General features: G+C 49.7%; 19 protein-coding genes and 2 pseudogenes. 12 read left to right on the top strand and 9 right to left on the bottom strand.

Annotated features, from left to right (window positions below):
• The first annotated feature begins 56 nt into the window (after positions 1-56).
• The 5 genes and pseudogenes from zinT (at position 57) to OGV38_RS23570 (ending at position 3068) form a co-directional block, all read left to right on the top strand.
• Positions 57-707, top strand: coding sequence for a metal-binding protein ZinT (zinT, locus tag OGV38_RS23590; RefSeq protein ID WP_137352132.1), 651 nt, complete (start codon positions 57-59; stop codon positions 705-707).
• Between the two features lie 139 nt (positions 708-846).
• A pseudogene (leuE, locus tag OGV38_RS23585) lies at positions 847-1484 on the top strand (leucine efflux protein LeuE).
• Positions 1485-1657: 173 nt separating this feature from the next.
• On the top strand, positions 1658-2020 hold the full coding sequence (gene yeaR, locus OGV38_RS23580) for a DUF1971 domain-containing protein YeaR (RefSeq protein ID WP_005120376.1): 363 nt from the start codon (positions 1658-1660) through the stop codon (positions 2018-2020).
• Positions 2021-2023: 3 nt separating this feature from the next.
• Complete coding sequence (locus tag OGV38_RS23575) at positions 2024-2206, top strand: DUF1869 domain-containing protein (RefSeq protein WP_003832433.1); 183 nt, start codon at positions 2024-2026, stop codon at positions 2204-2206.
• Positions 2207-2420: 214 nt separating this feature from the next.
• A complete protein-coding gene (locus OGV38_RS23570; RefSeq protein ID WP_016156293.1) occupies positions 2421-3068 on the top strand; it encodes a hypothetical protein in 648 nt (215 codons plus the stop codon).
• A gap of 49 nt (positions 3069-3117) precedes the next feature.
• Here OGV38_RS23570 and fdhF read toward each other — a convergent pair whose 3' ends face one another.
• Positions 3118-5265, bottom strand: coding sequence for a formate dehydrogenase subunit alpha (fdhF, locus tag OGV38_RS23565; RefSeq protein WP_019076601.1), 2148 nt, complete (start codon positions 5263-5265; stop codon positions 3118-3120).
• Positions 5266-5624: 359 nt separating this feature from the next.
• On the opposite strand from fdhF, the gene OGV38_RS23560 reads away from it, so the two are divergent.
• A complete protein-coding gene (locus OGV38_RS23560) occupies positions 5625-5873 on the top strand; it encodes a GlsB/YeaQ/YmgE family stress response membrane protein (RefSeq protein ID WP_016152796.1) in 249 nt (82 codons plus the stop codon).
• A 49-nt stretch (positions 5874-5922) separates the two neighbouring features.
• On the opposite strand, the gene yoaJ is transcribed toward OGV38_RS23560, so the two are convergent.
• Genes yoaJ through OGV38_RS23545 form a run of 3 tightly spaced genes read right to left on the bottom strand, consistent with a single transcriptional unit; the run spans position 5923 to position 7171 of the window.
• The gene (yoaJ, locus tag OGV38_RS23555; protein ID WP_101700011.1) at positions 5923-5997 is read right to left on the bottom strand and encodes a protein YoaJ; all 75 of its coding nucleotides are present in this window, start codon (positions 5995-5997) and stop codon (positions 5923-5925) included.
• 2 nt (positions 5998-5999) lie between these two features.
• Positions 6000-6098 (bottom strand): YoaK family small membrane protein, encoded by a 99-nt coding sequence (locus OGV38_RS23550; protein WP_032941789.1) that lies wholly within the window; start codon positions 6096-6098, stop codon positions 6000-6002.
• A gap of 47 nt (positions 6099-6145) precedes the next feature.
• Entirely contained in the window at positions 6146-7171 is a 1026-nt protein-coding gene (locus OGV38_RS23545; protein ID WP_269517320.1) for a sensor domain-containing diguanylate cyclase, read from the bottom strand.
• 186 nt (positions 7172-7357) lie between these two features.
• On the opposite strand from OGV38_RS23545, the gene OGV38_RS23540 reads away from it, so the two are divergent.
• A complete protein-coding gene (locus tag OGV38_RS23540) occupies positions 7358-7606 on the top strand; it encodes a putative hemolysin (protein WP_016152798.1) in 249 nt (82 codons plus the stop codon).
• A 7-nt stretch (positions 7607-7613) separates the two neighbouring features.
• Here OGV38_RS23540 and OGV38_RS23535 read toward each other — a convergent pair whose 3' ends face one another.
• Positions 7614-7961: a DUF488 domain-containing protein gene (locus tag OGV38_RS23535; RefSeq protein ID WP_131381125.1), complete on the bottom strand. Its 348-nt coding sequence runs from the start codon at positions 7959-7961 to the stop codon at positions 7614-7616.
• A 198-nt stretch (positions 7962-8159) separates the two neighbouring features.
• Here OGV38_RS23535 and OGV38_RS23530 point away from each other — a divergent pair, with 198 nt between their 5' ends.
• Positions 8160-8867 carry a CTP synthase C-terminal region-related (seleno)protein gene (locus OGV38_RS23530; protein ID WP_016156299.1) on the top strand — a complete coding sequence of 236 codons (708 nt, stop codon included), beginning with the start codon at positions 8160-8162 and terminating at the stop codon, positions 8865-8867.
• A 37-nt stretch (positions 8868-8904) separates the two neighbouring features.
• Here OGV38_RS23530 and OGV38_RS23525 read toward each other — a convergent pair whose 3' ends face one another.
• Entirely contained in the window at positions 8905-10092 is a 1188-nt protein-coding gene (locus OGV38_RS23525; RefSeq protein WP_103283900.1) for a CynX/NimT family MFS transporter, read from the bottom strand.
• A 99-nt stretch (positions 10093-10191) separates the two neighbouring features.
• On the opposite strand from OGV38_RS23525, the pseudogene OGV38_RS23520 reads away from it, so the two are divergent.
• Positions 10192-10990, top strand: a pseudogene (locus OGV38_RS23520) (AraC family transcriptional regulator).
• On the opposite strand, the gene OGV38_RS23515 reads toward OGV38_RS23520, so the two are convergent.
• From OGV38_RS23515 to dgcJ, 3 genes are all read right to left on the bottom strand, one after another.
• Positions 10967-11413 carry a DUF441 domain-containing protein gene (locus tag OGV38_RS23515; RefSeq protein ID WP_016152803.1) on the bottom strand — a complete coding sequence of 149 codons (447 nt, stop codon included), beginning with the start codon at positions 11411-11413 and terminating at the stop codon, positions 10967-10969. The pseudogene OGV38_RS23520 and the gene OGV38_RS23515 sit on opposite strands and share 24 nt — an antisense overlap.
• A gap of 138 nt (positions 11414-11551) precedes the next feature.
• Positions 11552-12055 (bottom strand): YbaK/prolyl-tRNA synthetase associated domain-containing protein, encoded by a 504-nt coding sequence (locus OGV38_RS23510; protein ID WP_046275927.1) that lies wholly within the window; start codon positions 12053-12055, stop codon positions 11552-11554.
• A gap of 44 nt (positions 12056-12099) precedes the next feature.
• Positions 12100-13590 carry a diguanylate cyclase DgcJ gene (gene dgcJ / locus OGV38_RS23505; protein ID WP_019076607.1) on the bottom strand — a complete coding sequence of 497 codons (1491 nt, stop codon included), beginning with the start codon at positions 13588-13590 and terminating at the stop codon, positions 12100-12102.
• 165 nt (positions 13591-13755) lie between these two features.
• Between dgcJ and OGV38_RS23500 the strand changes: the two genes are divergently transcribed.
• From OGV38_RS23500 to OGV38_RS23490, 3 genes are read left to right on the top strand one after another with little or no spacing between them, the layout of a single operon-like run.
• Positions 13756-14526 (top strand): class I SAM-dependent methyltransferase, encoded by a 771-nt coding sequence (locus OGV38_RS23500; RefSeq protein ID WP_137366690.1) that lies wholly within the window; start codon positions 13756-13758, stop codon positions 14524-14526.
• A gap of 14 nt (positions 14527-14540) precedes the next feature.
• Complete coding sequence (locus OGV38_RS23495; RefSeq protein WP_019076609.1) at positions 14541-14951, top strand: hemerythrin domain-containing protein; 411 nt, start codon at positions 14541-14543, stop codon at positions 14949-14951.
• Positions 14952-14986: 35 nt separating this feature from the next.
• On the top strand, positions 14987-15625 hold the full coding sequence (locus OGV38_RS23490; protein ID WP_286475215.1) for a CatB-related O-acetyltransferase: 639 nt from the start codon (positions 14987-14989) through the stop codon (positions 15623-15625).
• Positions 15626-15637: the final 12 nt, after the last annotated feature.

Below are 15637 nucleotides of genomic sequence, written 5' to 3'. Positions count from 1 at the left end.
TAAATTGTTACGTTATATTATAACAATTAACTCGCAAACGATTTGAGGGTGAAGTTTTGGCTATTCGTTTTAACAAACTGACAATCGCTCTGGGGATGCTTTTAGTCTGTGGGCAGGTTTTGGCGCATGGTCATCATTCCCATGGTGCGCCGATGAGTGAAGCAGAACAAAAGGCGTCGGAAGGGGTATTTGATGATAACCAGGTGCAGAACCGGGCGCTGTCCGACTGGGATGGCATGTGGCAATCTGTCTATCCGTATCTGGTCAGTGGCGAACTTGATCCGGTTTTCAAAAAGAAAGCGGAGAAAGATAAAAGCAAAACGGCAGAACAAATTAAAGCTTATTACCGTACAGGCTATGCAACCAATGTAGACACCATCGGCATCGAAGATGGCGTGATGGAATTTCACACCGGTAATCAGGTCGCATCGTGCAAATACGATTATGCCGGGTATAAAATCTTGCACTATAAATCAGGCAAGAAAGGTGTACGGTATCTGTTTGAGTGTAAAGCCGCTGACAGCAAAGCGCCTAAATACGTGCAATTCAGCGATCATATTATCGCGCCGCGTAAATCGAGCCACTTCCATATCTTTATGGGAAATACCTCGCAGGCTGCCTTGTTTGAGGAGATGGAAAACTGGCCTACCTACTACCCTTATCAGCTGAAGGGCGAAGAAGTAGTGGATGAAATGCTGCACCATTAATCCGGGCTAACATTATCTGTACACACCCGCCACCAGTGGCGGGTTTTTTAATTAATAACCTGCTCTTTCCATCACCGGTCGCATTCGTTAGCATATTGTATCGCAGCAAGTGCATGTGTTTTTTCAGGAAGAGGTTAACGTGTTCGCAGAGTATGGAGTTCTGAATTACTGGACGTATCTGGTGGGGGCTATTTTTATCGTGCTGGTACCGGGGCCAAATACGATATTTGTGCTGAAAAACAGCGTCGGTAGGGGAGTAAAGGGGGGTATCTCGCCGCCAGCGGTGTGTTTATTGGTGATGCCGTGTTGATGTTTTTGGCCTATGCCGGTGTTGCTGCATTGATTAAAACAACGCCCGTTTTGTTCAATATCGTTCGTTATCTTGGCGCTTTCTATTTACTGTATCTTGGCGCGAAGATCCTGTATGCAACACTGAAATCGAAAGCAAGCGACGCCGCGCCTGAGGAAGTCCCGTTTGGCGCTATTTTTAAGCGCGCATTAATCCTGAGCCTGACCAATCCCAAAGCTATTCTGTTTTATGTGTCGTTTTTCGTGCAGTTTATTGATGTCAATGCGCCGCATTCAGGGCTGTCATTCTTTATTCTGGCTATTACGCTTGAGATAGTGAGCTTTTTCTATTTGAGCTTCCTTATTTTCTCCGGCGCGTTTGTGACGCAATATATCCGTACGAAGAAGAAACTGGCTAAAGTGGGGAATTCCCTTATCGGCCTGATTTTCGTTGGTTTTGCCGCCCGTCTGGCCACGCTTCAATCGTGATGCCATCGGCCCGCTGATTGCGGCGGGCCTTTAATATTGCGCTCTGCTTTTCATTTATAATCGTAGGGTTATAACCAATAAATGGTATTTTAAATGTATATTTTGAGGCGTACCCTGTGTACAGCAGCGGTTCAATATGACTCGCTGGTTGTCGACTGGAAAAGGGAAGAAAAATGCTTCAAATTCCACAGAATCATATCCATACACGCTCTACGCCATTCTGGAACAAAGAAACGGCGCCTGCCGGAATTTTCGAACGCCACCTTGATAAAGGGACCCGTGCCGGGGTTTATCCTCGACTTTCGGTTATGCAGGGGGCGGTCAAATATCTCGGATACGCAGACGAACACAGTCCGGAGCCAGTAGAGGTGATGATTATTGAAGCCGGTCAGTTTGGCGTTTTTCCACCGGAAAAATGGCATAACATCGAAGTGATGACCGACGACACTTACTTTAATATCGATTTTTTCGTCGCCCCGGAAGTTCTGATGGAGAGTGCAAATCAACGAAAAGTCGTGCGCACCGGCAAGGAGTAAATCATGGGTAAAGCAACCTATACCGTAACCGTGACCAATAACAGCAACGGTGTTTCTGTTGATTATGAAACAGAGGCGCCAATGACATTACTGGTGCCGGATGTGGCAGCAGAAGTGGTCAAAGATCTGGTCAATACCGTGCGTTCGTACGATACCGAAAATGAGCACGAAGTCTGCGGGTGGTAGGCATTAGTCACTGCTACTGATTGAGTATATTAGTTTTTAATCTAAAAACTGCACTGCGCTTTGACGGCGCAGTGCGTTTTTTTCTGGGAGGAACAGGGAAATATCCAGAAAGGATTCCTTAAGAATACCTTAAGAGATTCGCATTGATTGCTAATAGTTGATCATTCACAGGGGTTATGATCGCGAAACAGATATAAAACAGAACATCGCGCTTATGAAACTCAATACCCGACTTACATTACCCACAATCATTCTCGGATTAGCCATCGTGGCGATCCCGTTCGCCGCGAACTGGCATCTCCCGCTACTCAACGGTACTGTCGTCAGCTGGATTGAAAATGGCCAGGCGCTATGGCTGCTGTTTGGTGCCATATTTACACTCAGCTACATCAGGCCCTTATCACGTCCCGAAGGCGAGAAGCAATTTTGGCTTTGGGCGGCAGCGTGGTGGCTGGTATTACTGGGCCGAAGCACAAGTTGGGGCCGCGATTATTTTCCTGAGCATCCTAAACTCCTGTTCCGGGCTATCTCAGTGGTATTGATTGCCATGATTATTCTGCCAGTGCTGATTTCGAAGCGCTTACGCCAGGATATTGCCCGTCGCTTTCGCAATGAACCGCTACCTCTGTGGCTGTTAGCGATCACCACCTGTGCATTTTTGATCTCCGATACGGTAGAGCATCATCGTCTGCTGGCTCCCATCTTTCTGCACAATGCTCAGTATGGCGATCTGATTGAAGAACTGTACGAACTACCGTTTATGGCGGGATTGTTTCTGATGAACCTCGGCTTTATGCGGCGGGATAAGCAGGAGGAAGCTGCATCCATCCGCTTCAGTGAACCACAGCTGGCGAAGTCATGAGATAAGGCCTGAGTCTGGAAAGCCAGACTCAGGCGATGATGGCGGTGATTTACGCAATAGCCTCACATAGACGTGACTTCATATCGCTATACGTTTGTGCGGCATATTTTTCTGCCCACCCCTGATCGGTAATGTGCTCAATATTTACGGCGCAATATTTGGTTTCCGGCGTTTTCGAAATAGGATCGAGATTGTCCTGGGTTAACTCGTTACACGCGCCAATCCACCATTGATAGGTCATATAGACCGTTCCGGCATTGATGCGCTCGGAGACATCCGCGCGGCTGATAACCTTACCGCGGCGCGAGCTGACCCATACCAGATCGCGATGACGAATACCCAATTTTTCAGCATCATGGGTATTGATTTGCACATACCCAGGCTCGTCTGCCAGTGCTTGCAACGCTGCGCAGTTGCCGGTCATCGAACGGCAGGAGTAGTGCCCAACCTCACGCACGGTACACAGCACCAGCGGATATTGTTCATCAGGAACTTCTGCAGGCGCTCGCCACGGTGCGGCAAACAGTTTGCCTTTGCCATTGGCGGTATCAAACTGGCTGTGCGCGTAAAGGTAGGGCGTACCAGGACTATCGAGATCGGGACATGGCCACTGAACATGACCCATCTCACCCATTTTCTCATAGGTCACGCCGTAGAACAGTGGACACAGCTCGCGCATCTCATCCCAGATTTGCTGGTTATTTTGATACTGCATTGGATAACCCATTTCGCTGGCCAGCAGGCTGATAATCTCCCAGTCACGCTTTACATCACCGGTGGGTTCAATCGCTTTCTCAAAACGCTGGAAACCGCGATCGGCGCAGGTAAAGACGCCACCGTGTTCACCCCATGAGGTGGCAGGCAGGAGGACATCGGCCATTTCCGCCGTCTTGGTCATGAAGATATCCTGCACGACGATAAAATCGAGCGCGTTAAATCCTTCGCGGACCAGACCCAAATCGGCCTCGGTTTGCAGTGGGTCTTCTCCCATGATGTAGTAGGCTTTGATTTTGCCTTCGATAGCCAGATGCGGAACTTCGGTGATGCGGGTCCCAACCTTGTCATCCATCTGATTAACGTCAATGCCCCATGCGGTGGCAAATTTCTCCCTGACGGCGAAATCGGTTACGTCCTGATACCCTGGAAACTGGTTAGGTAGCACCCCCATATCGCACGCGCCCTGCACGTTATTTTGCCCGCGCACCGGGCCAACACCGACGTTAGGGCGTCCCAGATTTCCGGTCAGCAAGGCCAGGCTCGACAAACCACGAACCACGTCAACGGCCTGACCAAACTGGGTGACGCCCATCCCCCACATCACAGTGGCCGATGGCGCCGCAGCAAATGTACGCATCGCCTGACGAACCTGCTGTGCGGGAACACCGGTTAAATGTTCAACGTCTTCAGGCGCATACTCCTTAACGGTTTCCCAGTATGTTTCCAGTCCTTCCGCATGCTTTTGTACATACTCGCGATCGTAGAGTTGCTCCTCGATGAGAACATGGCCAAAGGCGTTGACCAGCGCCATATTGCAACCGTTTTTCAACTGCAAATGTTGGTCAGCGATACGGGCAGTTTCAATCCGGCGTGGGTCGCAGACAATGATTTTTGCACCGTTCTGGCGAGCTTTAATTACCCGGCGGGCCACAATTGGGTGTGAATCGGCACAGTTATAACCAAAGATCAGCAGGCATTTTGAGTTTTCAATGTCGCTGATGGAATTGCTCATGGCGCCATTGCCTAACGTTTCCTGTAACCCGGCCACGGAAGGGCCGTGACAGACGCGGGCACAGCAATCGACATTGTTGGTATGGAGCACGCCACGTGCGAATTTTTGCATCACGTAGTTGGTCTCATTCCCTGTTCCACGGGAAGATCCGGTGGTCATGATGGCACGAGGGCCATAGGTATTTTTGATTTCAGTTAAGCGTTTTGCGGTGTAACGAATGGCTTCATCCCAGCTAACGGGAGTGAATTTTCCACCTTTTTCATAACGGATCATCGGGCGGGTCAGACGGGGAGTCAGAAGGCGAGTGTCGTTAAGAAAGTCCCAACCATAATAGCCTTTCAGGCATAACTGATTTTGGTTCGTTACACCCTCTGCGGCCTCAGCGCGGATGATTTTGTTATTCTCAACAACAAGCTTGAGCTTGCACCCGGCCCCACAGTATGGGCATACACTGGTGATTTTTTTCATCAATAACAGACCTGTTAAATGCTGAAATAGCGCGAATTGTAGACGCAGTCACGCGATATGCATCGCGGACTACGATGTGTCGTAGTGACGGGCTGTTTAAGCATAAAGTGTGCCAGAAGTGAAAACCCAGCAATAGCAGGGGCTGACAGCCAAAGCGTTAAGCAGAATGACTGACGATTCGACATTAATGACGAGGCGCGACAAAATTAGTCTGCCAGTCAGCGATGTAACCTTATGAAACATCGGAAAAAGATGAAAAACAGAAGTGATAGCGATCACAAATTTTAATTTTTCAGCGCTATGCTATGCTTTTATACGACGAGTGAATCGTTAATTTAAAAACATAAGTGAGGGAAATTATGGGCATTATTTCATGGGTGGTTTTCGGTCTTATTGCTGGGATTTTGGCAAAATGGATTATGCCGGGTAAAGATGGCGGCGGATTCTTTATGACCATTATCTTAGGGGTTGTCGGTGCGGTAGTGGGTGGCTGGATCAGCACCTTCTTTGGTTTTGGTAAAGTCGATGGTTTCAACTTCGGCAGTTTCGCCGTGGCGGTGATCGGTGCGATTGTGGTGTTGTTTATCTACAGAAAAATCAAAAGCTAAGTAAACATACAGACAATAGAGGCCACTAATATGTGGCCTTTTTCTTAGGTCACCACCAGCCGAATTCTGTTCCCAGAACGACGATGATAGCCACGCCAATCATAATAAGCGTTGTTTTTTTCATCGTTATGCTCCCGGCGCAGCGTAGCCGCCAATAAAAAACCAGGATAAGAAAACGACAGCGGAAATGAAAATGATGACGGGGAAAATAATACCGAGTCGCATACGATTATCTGCCAGAGTTATTTAAAGACGGGTTAGCATAGCAGGGCTTAATGTACGACAAAAGTGGTTTTATCCTGACGCTTTTTATCCTTGTACATTGCGCTGTCTGCGAGGTGAAGCGCGCAGTTTACATCAGTCTCCAACGGATTAATTTCCACAACGCCCAGACTGGCGCCAGGATAAAATAGATGAACGTCGCCCAGGTGGTAGTCACCGCAAATTTGCTGTTGTAGCTGATTTTTCACCTGCTGCAGGCGGTCCCGCGGATCCCTGTCATCTTCCGGTGACAGGCTTACGACTAAAAATTCGTCACCACCCAGTCGGCCAAGGATATCATTGTCACCGCATTCGCGAAGCAGACGCTGACCAATCTGGATCAGAAACTGGTCGCCAACCTCGTGGCCAAAGCGGTCATTGATCAATTTGAAATCATCCAAATCAATATAGGCAAAAATAATCTTCTGCCTGAGATGTCGGGCAAGGGAAAAAAGAGTCTCAACATTTTCAAAAATGGCGCGCCGATTCGGTAATCCGGTCAGGGCATCGGTGTAAGAGTGCGCAATCAGCGCGGCATTCGCTTCACGTAACTGAGCAACCAGCGACTCTTTTTGAATTGACTGGGCGATCAGGCCCGCAAACAGATGTAACACCTGTTCGCCACGTTGGCTTAATGCGTGCTGGTGGCGACTGGTGGCGCAGAGCGTACCGTAAAACGTTCCGTCGGGAAGATGAACCGGCGTGCTCAGGAAAGTGGTTATCTCCAGCGCGCGGGCGGCGGTACACTCCGGCCAGCGAGCGGGAACGTTGTCGCTGTACAGACAGTTTTCGTCTATGGCGCGTTTGCATAGCGTCTCATCCCAGGGTACGGACAGCCCTTCAGGGATCTGCATCTGCTTGCTATTGCGAGCATACAAAATATGCTGCAGGCGGGCATCTAAATCGACCTTGGTTAAATAGGTGGATTCCATCTCAGTCACCACTTCCAGCATCTCCAGAAGTTGCCGAACCAGGCTCTCAACTGACTGCTCCGTGGCTAAGGATTGTGAGACTCTGGCAAGGATCATGTCCGACATGAGGTGTAAATGCTCCTGAGTAATGACTGGGCTGACGTGGCCCGCATGATAGAACATCAAGATGAAAGATGAAACACGCCATCCCGCTCAAAACTTAAACATTAAATTGAAAGCTGACAGTAAAACATGGAGATAGATGGAAAGTCGGGGTAACCTGCCGGGATAAGGTTTTTAACAGGAGTCGATATGAAACTGGCGTCTATTATTTTGCCCGGCTTGTTGGTGCTAGCTGGATGTACCACTCAGCCCGAAGCCCCCAAACCGCCGAAGATTGGTCTGGCGAATCCGGCATCGGTATATTGCGAACAAAAGGGCGGCTCGCTGATTGCGGTGCAGACCCCGCAAGGCGTAAGGTCGGACTGCAAATTACCGGGCGGGGAAGTGATTGATGAATGGGCGCTCTGGCGCAGAGATCATCCGACAACGGGCAAATGAAATCCGGTTAGCATTGACGTATCCATTCAGCCAGCACCAGCGCGTGGTTTTGCTGGGTGTTTTTCGCCGCATACAGTAGCGTTAAGGTTTGCTGTCGGGCAATCTCTGCGAGACGCTTTCCTTCCTGCTGCTGTAGGGCCAGTTCAGCGCGATATTGCTCGGAAAAGTGTGTGAAATCAATCAATTCTGCGTGGAACGCCTTGCGTAAATCAGATGACGGCGTAAGCGTTTTATTCCATTCGTTAAAAATAAGGTCGGTCTTTTTTACCCCGCGAGGCCACAACCTGTCGACCAGTACGCGATAACCATCATTTTTTTCTGCTGGGTCATACACGCGTTTACATTGAATTTTCATCTTCTCATCCGCTCCATTAATCCACTGCTTTGATTTATTTCGACACCTTTATTACGGTTAAATAAGATCGTAAAACGTGACAATTGTAACATTCTGCCCGTCCTGACTCCCAATTTAAGGGATTGTGATACCAACAAAAAATCGGTAGGCTGAGGCTCCTTATATTGTCCCTCATTGTCTGGACATAAGGAAAGCTTAATGGAAATTTCCCCGTTTAAAGATACGCTTCGCATTGCGCTGGTGGGTGATTACAGCCCTGATATTGTGGCGCATCAGGCCATTCCTCTTGCTATCGATGATGCCGCTGCCGTCCTGGAATTAGTGGCTGATTATGACTGGCTAACCACCTCTGATATTAGCAGCAGTGAAGATCTGATTGGCTATGATGCTATTTGGGTCGTTCCTGGCAGTCCATATCGGCACCTGGAAGGCGCACTGATCGCGATACGCTACGCGCGTGAAAACAGCATCCCATTCCTCGGGACCTGTGGCGGTTTTCAACATGCGATTCTGGAGTATGCCCGCAACGTGCTGGGCTGGAGTGATGCTGCCCATGCGGAAACGGATACCACGGGGCGGATGGTCATCGCACCGTTGACCTGCTCGCTGGTAGAAAAAACGGATGATATTGAACTGAGGGCCAATACGCTGATTGCCAAAGCCTACGGACGGGGTGTTATCTCCGAGGGGTATCACTGCAACTATGGCGTATCGGAAGATTTTGCCGCCGAGCTTGAGAGCGGTGATCTTCGTGTGACTGGCTGGGATGAGGCTGGTGATATCCGTGCCATTGAGCTGGTGACGCATCCTTTTTTTGTCGGCACACTCTTTCAGCATGAACGTGGAGCGCTGGCGGGAAAACCCGTGCCGTTAGTTCAGGCAATGCTGCGCGCTGCGCGAGGATAAAAAAACGGGCAGGTTATACTCAAACCTGCCCGCTGCTTTATGCGCTTGCTATCTCCCGATTACGCCCCGCGCACAGACCAAACACTGCCATCAGTATTGCTAACACGGCGACCCCAGCTAATGGAATCAGCCAGCTACCATTGAGGTCGTGAATCTTACCCATCAGCGGTGGCCCACAGGCAGCCAGTAAATACCCGACGGACTGTGCCATGCCGGACAGGGCCGCGGCCTGATGCGCTGAGCTTGCGCGCAGGCCAATAAAGGTCAAACCAAGGATCATCGTAGCGCCTGAGCCAAAGCCAAACAGTATGGTCCACAGCAAAGCCTGCCCGGGCATTACCGCGAATCCCGCTGCGCCGATGGCGCACATTAACGAAACCAGTGCGGCGATGGCGCGCTGATCCTTAAATCTGTTCAGGACGAGAGGGATCAATAACCCCGGCGCGGCGGTTGCCAGTTGCAGTAAACCATGCAACGAACCGGCCTGCGCTTCGCTGTAGCCGTGGCTGATTAAAATGGCGGGTAGCCAGCCAATGATCACGTAGTAGATAAGTGAATTGATCCCGAGAAACAGCGTCACCTGCCAGGCGAGGCTCGAGCGCCAGATCGCGCGGGAATGCAAAGCGCGCGAGTTGCTCAAACTGGCATTGGCCGTCTGGCGACATTGGGGTAACCAGATAATCAGCGCCAGCAGCGGAAAGACCATCAGTACCATCAGCGCACCGCGCCAGCCAAACCCGTTCAGCGCCAGCGGAACCACAATAGCTGAACCCAGTGCCGCCGCTGCGCCCATAGTCAGCGAGTATGCGCCAGTGAGTTTTGCCACATGCTGAGCAAAATCACGCTTGATCAGCCCAGGTAACAGCACATTTCCCAGCGCGATTCCGCAACCAATGATAGCGGTGCCGCTAAACAGGAAACCTGGCGTGGGCAGCGAACGTATCGCAATACCTGCGCAAATCAGTAGCATTGCGGCAAACAGGCTGCGTTCGATACCCCAACGGCGTGCAACGGTGGCGGCCAGAGGCGATACCAGTGCGAAGGCCAGCAGCGGCAGGGTGGTCAGAAGTCCCGTCTGGGCGGTACTCAGGCCGTAGTCGGTGCGAATTGCATCCAGCAACGGGGCGGCTCCGGTAAAGGTGACGCGCAGCGTGGTGGCAATCATCAGGATCCCCGCGATCAGCCAGGCTGCGTTTTTGCCGCGGGAGGAAGGCATATTTGTCATTTTTTTCTCATATCGTCAGGCGAGGCGATACTTTAGCGTTTTTACTCAATGGATGAATCAAGCTAAAATGACAGTTTATCGCTAAAAACGGACATTTTTATGTTAGGACTGAGGCTGGATGGGTATGAGCCCGACCTTTACCACGATGCGGCGGTGGCGTTTTGTATACAGGCCCGGGAAGATGAACTCTTCAGTCCGCTGCATCAGCACCGTAAGGGGCAGTTGATTCTGGCCTTGCATGGCGCGATCACCTGTGAGGTTGAAAATGCTATGTGGATGGTGCCTCCACAATATGCGGTATGGATCCCCGGTGAAATTCCACACAGCAACCACGTTACCGTTGGGGCGCAACTGTGCTTTTTGTTTATTGAGCCGCAGGCAGTAGTGATGCCTGAACGCTGCTGCACCCTGAAAATCGCCCCGTTATGTCGGGAGCTCATTCTGGCGCTGGCGTCCAAAACGGATGCTCAACGGCTGGAGCCGTCTACCCAGCGGCTGACGCAAGTGTTATTTGATGAACTCCCGCAGCAGCCGCAGGAGCAAATGCAGTTGCCGGTTTCAGATCATCCGAAAATCCGCAGAATGGTCGCGACGATGGCGCGGGAGCCCGCGCAGTGGCAGACGCTGGGACAGTGGGCCAGCGTATTTGCGATGAGTGAGCGGAACCTCGCCCGTCTGGTCGTTAAAGAGACGGGGTTGAGTTTTCGCCGCTGGCGTCACCAGCTTCAATTGATTCTGGCGCTGCAGGCGCTGATAGATGGCCATAACGTGCAACAGGTTGCGCAAATGCTCGGTTACGATTCGACCACGGCATTTATCACCATGTTCAAAAAAGGCCTGGGACAGACGCCAGGCCGTTATCTGGCTGGACTGGCTACTGCTTCCCAACAATCAATGACACCAGACCTGCCGCAATGAGCGGTCCCACCGGCACACCGCGAAATAGCGCCACGCCCAGTACCGTACCCACCAGTAAACCGGCCACAAGCTGAGGCTGGCTACCCATGAGCGTGACACCGCGCCCGCCAAGCCAGGAGACGAATACCCCGATGGCAATAGCGACCAGTGATTTCCAGTTCACAAAGGAGTGGATGAGCGTGGAGGGGGGGAGCGTTCCGCTGGCGATCGGCGCCATGACGCCAATGGTTAGAATTATAATCCCGACGGTCAGGCCCTGTTTTTCTATCCATGGAAAGAACGTATTCAGAGGGGTAACACGGACAATGATCAGCACCAGAATTGAAACAGCGACAGTGGTGTTGTGGCTGACAAAGCCCAGAGCTGCCAGTCCGAGCAGGATCAGCAGAGTGACATCAAACATCGTAGTTTCCTTGCCAAAAGAAAAAATAAGCCTGCTTACTGTACGCGTAAACGCGTGACGGAACAGGCTTTTTTTAATGATTATGATTTTTTTTGGGCTAATGCACGATGCTACGCTTTTTACTCCTGACTCGGACGGCTATTGTACGCGGCGGAACGGGAGTAATTCCGGTTGCGCGATACGCAGGTAATCTGCGGTATCCATGATCACGGATTTTTCCAGCACTCCGGCATTGAACGCAATTTCATTAAAACGCTCAAACAATAGCGGATCGGCGACCAGCTTAAGTTTTGGATGGAAGCTAAACGGTGGGATAGCGCCAAATACGCAGCCTGTCAGTGCATCGACTTCCGCCGGGCTGGCAAGTGATGCTCTTAACCCGCCGATATGACTGGCTAACAGGCTCAGGTCGGCCTGCTGGTCGGCAGAAAGAATCGCCAGGACATGCTGATTAACGCCGTTGCCTTTGACCTTACAAACCAGCGCTTTTGCTCCCTGGCCCAGTGCGGTACCGCGAATTTCAGAAACCGCTTCACATTTGCCGACCGCTTCATGGCTTACCACGCGATACGTCGCGCCTTGTTCTGACAACAGCGAAATTAAACGCTGATGCGTTGCGTTACCTTTGTTCACTTCCGTCATGACTTACTCCTGGTACAACAATGAAAATCCTGTCAGAAAAATGATTACGCATCCGCGCGTTTTTTCTGTTTGCTCAGGTAGAGCTGTGCATCGGATGCTTTGTAGGCATCATCAATGGTGTCGTTTGGCTGCATATTATAAATCCCTGCGGAGAAGCTGATTGCTCTATCTTGCGCAATAATTTGTAAGTTATAGCGAATCCTCTCCAGCAGACGAGGCGTTAATTCAGCGGGGTAATCAATGAGGATAATGCAAAACTCATCCCCACCGAGGCGGATGGCATAGTCGTTTTTGCGAATCGAGGTTTGAATGGCTCTAGCCAGAATGGTGATAATGCGATCGCCTTCCTTATGCCCCAGCGTATCATTAATGACTTTTAGTTTATCGCAATCAATGGCGATAAAGGTCACGAGGGTTCCCGCGTTTACTAACTGCTGTAAACGCTGTTCGAGCGTCGGCGTTAAAATTTTGCGGTTGTAGAGCCCGGTCATTGCGTCACTAATATTTTCACGCGTGACGTTGTGATACAGCCGAAAATGCGTTCTGACCATATTCAGCAACAGTATTGTCGCCAGCAGATAGAAGGCGAATACTTTCCAGGAGGAGACAATAAAGTACATAAAATCAAGCGATAAGGTGATGCGTATACCGCCGGGCATGTCCTCCTGGTAGTGAACATAGCTAAACAGGTTGTTCTCACTTTGGTGAACGAGTATCTCTTTACCTGAGTTGATGTCCGAAAGCGTCACGTTAAGATAGCGCCAGACGAGAGGGCGGTCGCTGGTATAGAAAATATTCTTTAAATTCTCTTTGTTAATATCCACCATCACCACGCCTTTTAACTTACCGGCATAGTAGACCGGTGTTAAAAAGCTCATCACTTTTTTCTCGGTCAGGTTATCTTCATAAATACGGGAGATTACCGTGCGGCCAGTGAAAATACCGTCAATATCATTCTGGTTGATACCCAGGTTTCCTTTTTGCAAAAACGACCAGTTGTGTATCGCAAATTTCCGCGAGTCGACCAGATCAAAGAAATAGACGTAGTTATTTTTGAGATCGACGTAATATCGAAATTTATACTCCTGCATACCTAAACCATGACCGTAATCTTTCTGTTCACGATTAACGTTTACCGCCCGGTCAAAAGAGGGCAGTAGAAATATGTCTTCAAGTTTCTCGCTACATTTTGTAGTGGGGGTTTGCAATGTACCGTGTAATGGCAGGTAGTTATGCTGGGTGAGGTTGAGCCCATGAGTGCCGTTAACGCTGTCGAAAGCGTTGCAAAGTGCTTTTTGTTGCTCGATAGAAGCGGGTACCTGGGGGGATGAAAATGTGCGCATCAGATGGGCTGCAATACTTTGATTAGTATACTTATCATAGAGAAACGATGAGTCGGCTTTCTCATTGATATAGCGCATGTACGCATTCATTGCTTTATCGCTGGCAATGAGCTCATAAACCAAAAAAGAAAACGTCAAAACAACTACGCTGACGGAGATAAAGAGCCTGAGCGCTTTATGATGCAATTGCATAATGATGTACAGCCCTGTAAGTCTGATACTTCAGTCTATCACACGGCATACATCCGCTCTAACGCTACTGGGAAGGGCATTTTGTAATAAAAATCATTCGCGTGCTTCACCTTTAACTCTTATTGTTGTATTTATAATGCAACTTATAAGAAAGGAGACAAGCAGATGAGCGCGACTGATAAAGCGGGCCATACGTTCTTAGCCAGCCTGGGCAAAACCCGTCTGCGTCCGGGGGGCGTTGAAGCAACAGAGTGGTTGTTCAGCCAGTCACAACTGACGCCCGACAGCCAGGTGCTGGAAGTGGCGTGTAACATGGCCACGACGGCGATAGAGTTAGTTCAACGTTTTGGTTGTACGGTATACGCCATTGATATGGATAAAACCGCACTGGCAAACGCCAGAAATAACGTGTCGGCAAATGGTCTGGAAAATCACATTCACGTTATGGCAGCTAACGCTAACACCCTTCCATTTGCGGATAACAGTTTCGACGTTGTGATCAACGAAGCCATGCTGACAATGTATGCCGATAAAGCGAAGGCGAAGTTAATTGCCGAATATTATCGCGTATTGAAGCCCGGCGGGCGTCTGTTAACTCACGACATTATGTTCACCGCACAAAAACTGGGCGCGGGCGAGCAGGGCCAGCTTGTAGAGGTAGTGAAATCAAACGTTAGCCCGATGACCAGCCAAGGCTGGCGCGATTTATTTCTGAACGTTGGGTTTGCACAGGTCTTGCAGCAGAATGGCGATATGTCGCTGATGTCGCCGCGAGGAATAATTCGTGATGAAGGGCTGACTGGGGCGGTTAAAATTGTGTTTAACGGCTTACGCACACGCGAAAATCGTCGCCGGTTCCTGAAAATGTTTCGCTTCTTCCGTTCGCAACGTCACCAGCTAAACTACATTGCCTGCTGCTCCGTAAAGGGAAAATAAAAAAGGATAAACGGATGAATATTGATAAAATGAAAAATCAGCATGTTGAAATTCTGGAGAAAATATCATTTCTACGTACGTTGAGCCATGCAGGCGTATCATCCAATGCCCAGGAAATTGCAACTGCGATCGTTAGCATGAGTGCCATTATAAAAACACATTTGTCTGCTGAAGATCAGTTCCTTTATCCACATATTGAGCAGGATGGAAATAGTACGCTCAGACAGGTTAGCTCAAAATTTAAACGTGAAATGACGGATATCGTCAGCGAATATGAAGTTTTTTCCCGGCGCTGGAATATTGCCAGTAAATTAAAAGGTAATGATGAGGCATTCAGACGTGATGCCAACAATGTTCTACGCAAAGTGTATGTGCGTATGCAAAAAGAAAATAAAGACTTCTATCCGCTGGTGGAAAGGATGTAGGGTGTTTTAAAACACAATGATAAAAGGATGGCGAAGTGTCAGAAAAACACTGGTCGAGAATGGAGTACCTTCATCAGACAGTAACCAACCCTAATATAGTTATTAAGGGTACGCATAGCTATTACAGTGACTGCTGGGATCATGGATTCGAACGTTCGGTGGTGCGGTATTTACTCGGTGATGAGATCAGCCGGGACTGGGAACCGCTTGCGCATTTGGATAAGTTGATTATTGGGAATTTCGTCTGCATTGGCGCTGAGAGCGTTATTCTGATGGGGGGAAATAGTACGCACCGGCTTGACTGGATCAGTCTTTATCCCTTTATGGCGTCGATCAAAGATGCCTACGAGTTTCGGGGTGACACGGTGTTGCATGATGGTTGCTGGTTAGGCATGCGCGCCATGATCATGCCAGGCGTTACGCTCGGGGAGGGCGCTGTTGTCGCAGCAGGTGCGGTGGTGACTAAAGATGTGCCACCGTATGCGGTAGTCGGCGGTAATCCGGCAAAAATAATAAAATATCGCCTGCCGGTGGGGGATATTGAACGAATACTAGCCCTTAATTTGTATCAACTTCCGGAAGAGTCGCTCGTGAAAATGCAACCGCTGTTGTCTTCTGGCGATATTTCCGCGCTCGAAGTGGAAGTGGCTAGCCTGAGACAAAATGCTAAATGACATAACATGTGG

Source organism: Citrobacter sp. Cb080 (genome assembly GCF_030334745.1).
In the GTDB taxonomy this organism is placed as follows: domain Bacteria; phylum Pseudomonadota; class Gammaproteobacteria; order Enterobacterales; family Enterobacteriaceae; genus Citrobacter; species Citrobacter braakii.
Note: the sequence above shows the minus strand (reverse complement) of the source record. Positions and strands in the feature narration are given on the sequence as shown.

Coding starts and splice junctions, on each gene's coding strand:
- dgcJ (WP_019076607.1), bottom strand. CDS start 13,590: ATGCAATTGCATCATAAAGCGCTCAGGCTCTTTATCTCCGTCAGCGTA.
- OGV38_RS23535 (WP_131381125.1), bottom strand. CDS start 7,961: ATGAAAATTCAATGTAAACGCGTGTATGACCCAGCAGAAAAAAATGAT.
- OGV38_RS23560 (WP_016152796.1), top strand. CDS start 5,625: ATGGGCATTATTTCATGGGTGGTTTTCGGTCTTATTGCTGGGATTTTG.
- OGV38_RS23530 (WP_016156299.1), top strand. CDS start 8,160: ATGGAAATTTCCCCGTTTAAAGATACGCTTCGCATTGCGCTGGTGGGT.
- OGV38_RS23510 (WP_046275927.1), bottom strand. CDS start 12,055: ATGACGGAAGTGAACAAAGGTAACGCAACGCATCAGCGTTTAATTTCG.
- yeaR (WP_005120376.1), top strand. CDS start 1,658: ATGCTTCAAATTCCACAGAATCATATCCATACACGCTCTACGCCATTC.
- OGV38_RS23550 (WP_032941789.1), bottom strand. CDS start 6,098: ATGCGACTCGGTATTATTTTCCCCGTCATCATTTTCATTTCCGCTGTC.
- OGV38_RS23515 (WP_016152803.1), bottom strand. CDS start 11,413: ATGTTTGATGTCACTCTGCTGATCCTGCTCGGACTGGCAGCTCTGGGC.
- fdhF (WP_019076601.1), bottom strand. CDS start 5,265: ATGAAAAAAATCACCAGTGTATGCCCATACTGTGGGGCCGGGTGCAAG.
- OGV38_RS23495 (WP_019076609.1), top strand. CDS start 14,541: ATGAATATTGATAAAATGAAAAATCAGCATGTTGAAATTCTGGAGAAA.
- OGV38_RS23545 (WP_269517320.1), bottom strand. CDS start 7,171: ATGTCGGACATGATCCTTGCCAGAGTCTCACAATCCTTAGCCACGGAG.
- OGV38_RS23500 (WP_137366690.1), top strand. CDS start 13,756: ATGAGCGCGACTGATAAAGCGGGCCATACGTTCTTAGCCAGCCTGGGC.
- OGV38_RS23540 (WP_016152798.1), top strand. CDS start 7,358: ATGAAACTGGCGTCTATTATTTTGCCCGGCTTGTTGGTGCTAGCTGGA.
- OGV38_RS23525 (WP_103283900.1), bottom strand. CDS start 10,092: ATGACAAATATGCCTTCCTCCCGCGGCAAAAACGCAGCCTGGCTGATC.
- OGV38_RS23575 (WP_003832433.1), top strand. CDS start 2,024: ATGGGTAAAGCAACCTATACCGTAACCGTGACCAATAACAGCAACGGT.
- OGV38_RS23570 (WP_016156293.1), top strand. CDS start 2,421: ATGAAACTCAATACCCGACTTACATTACCCACAATCATTCTCGGATTA.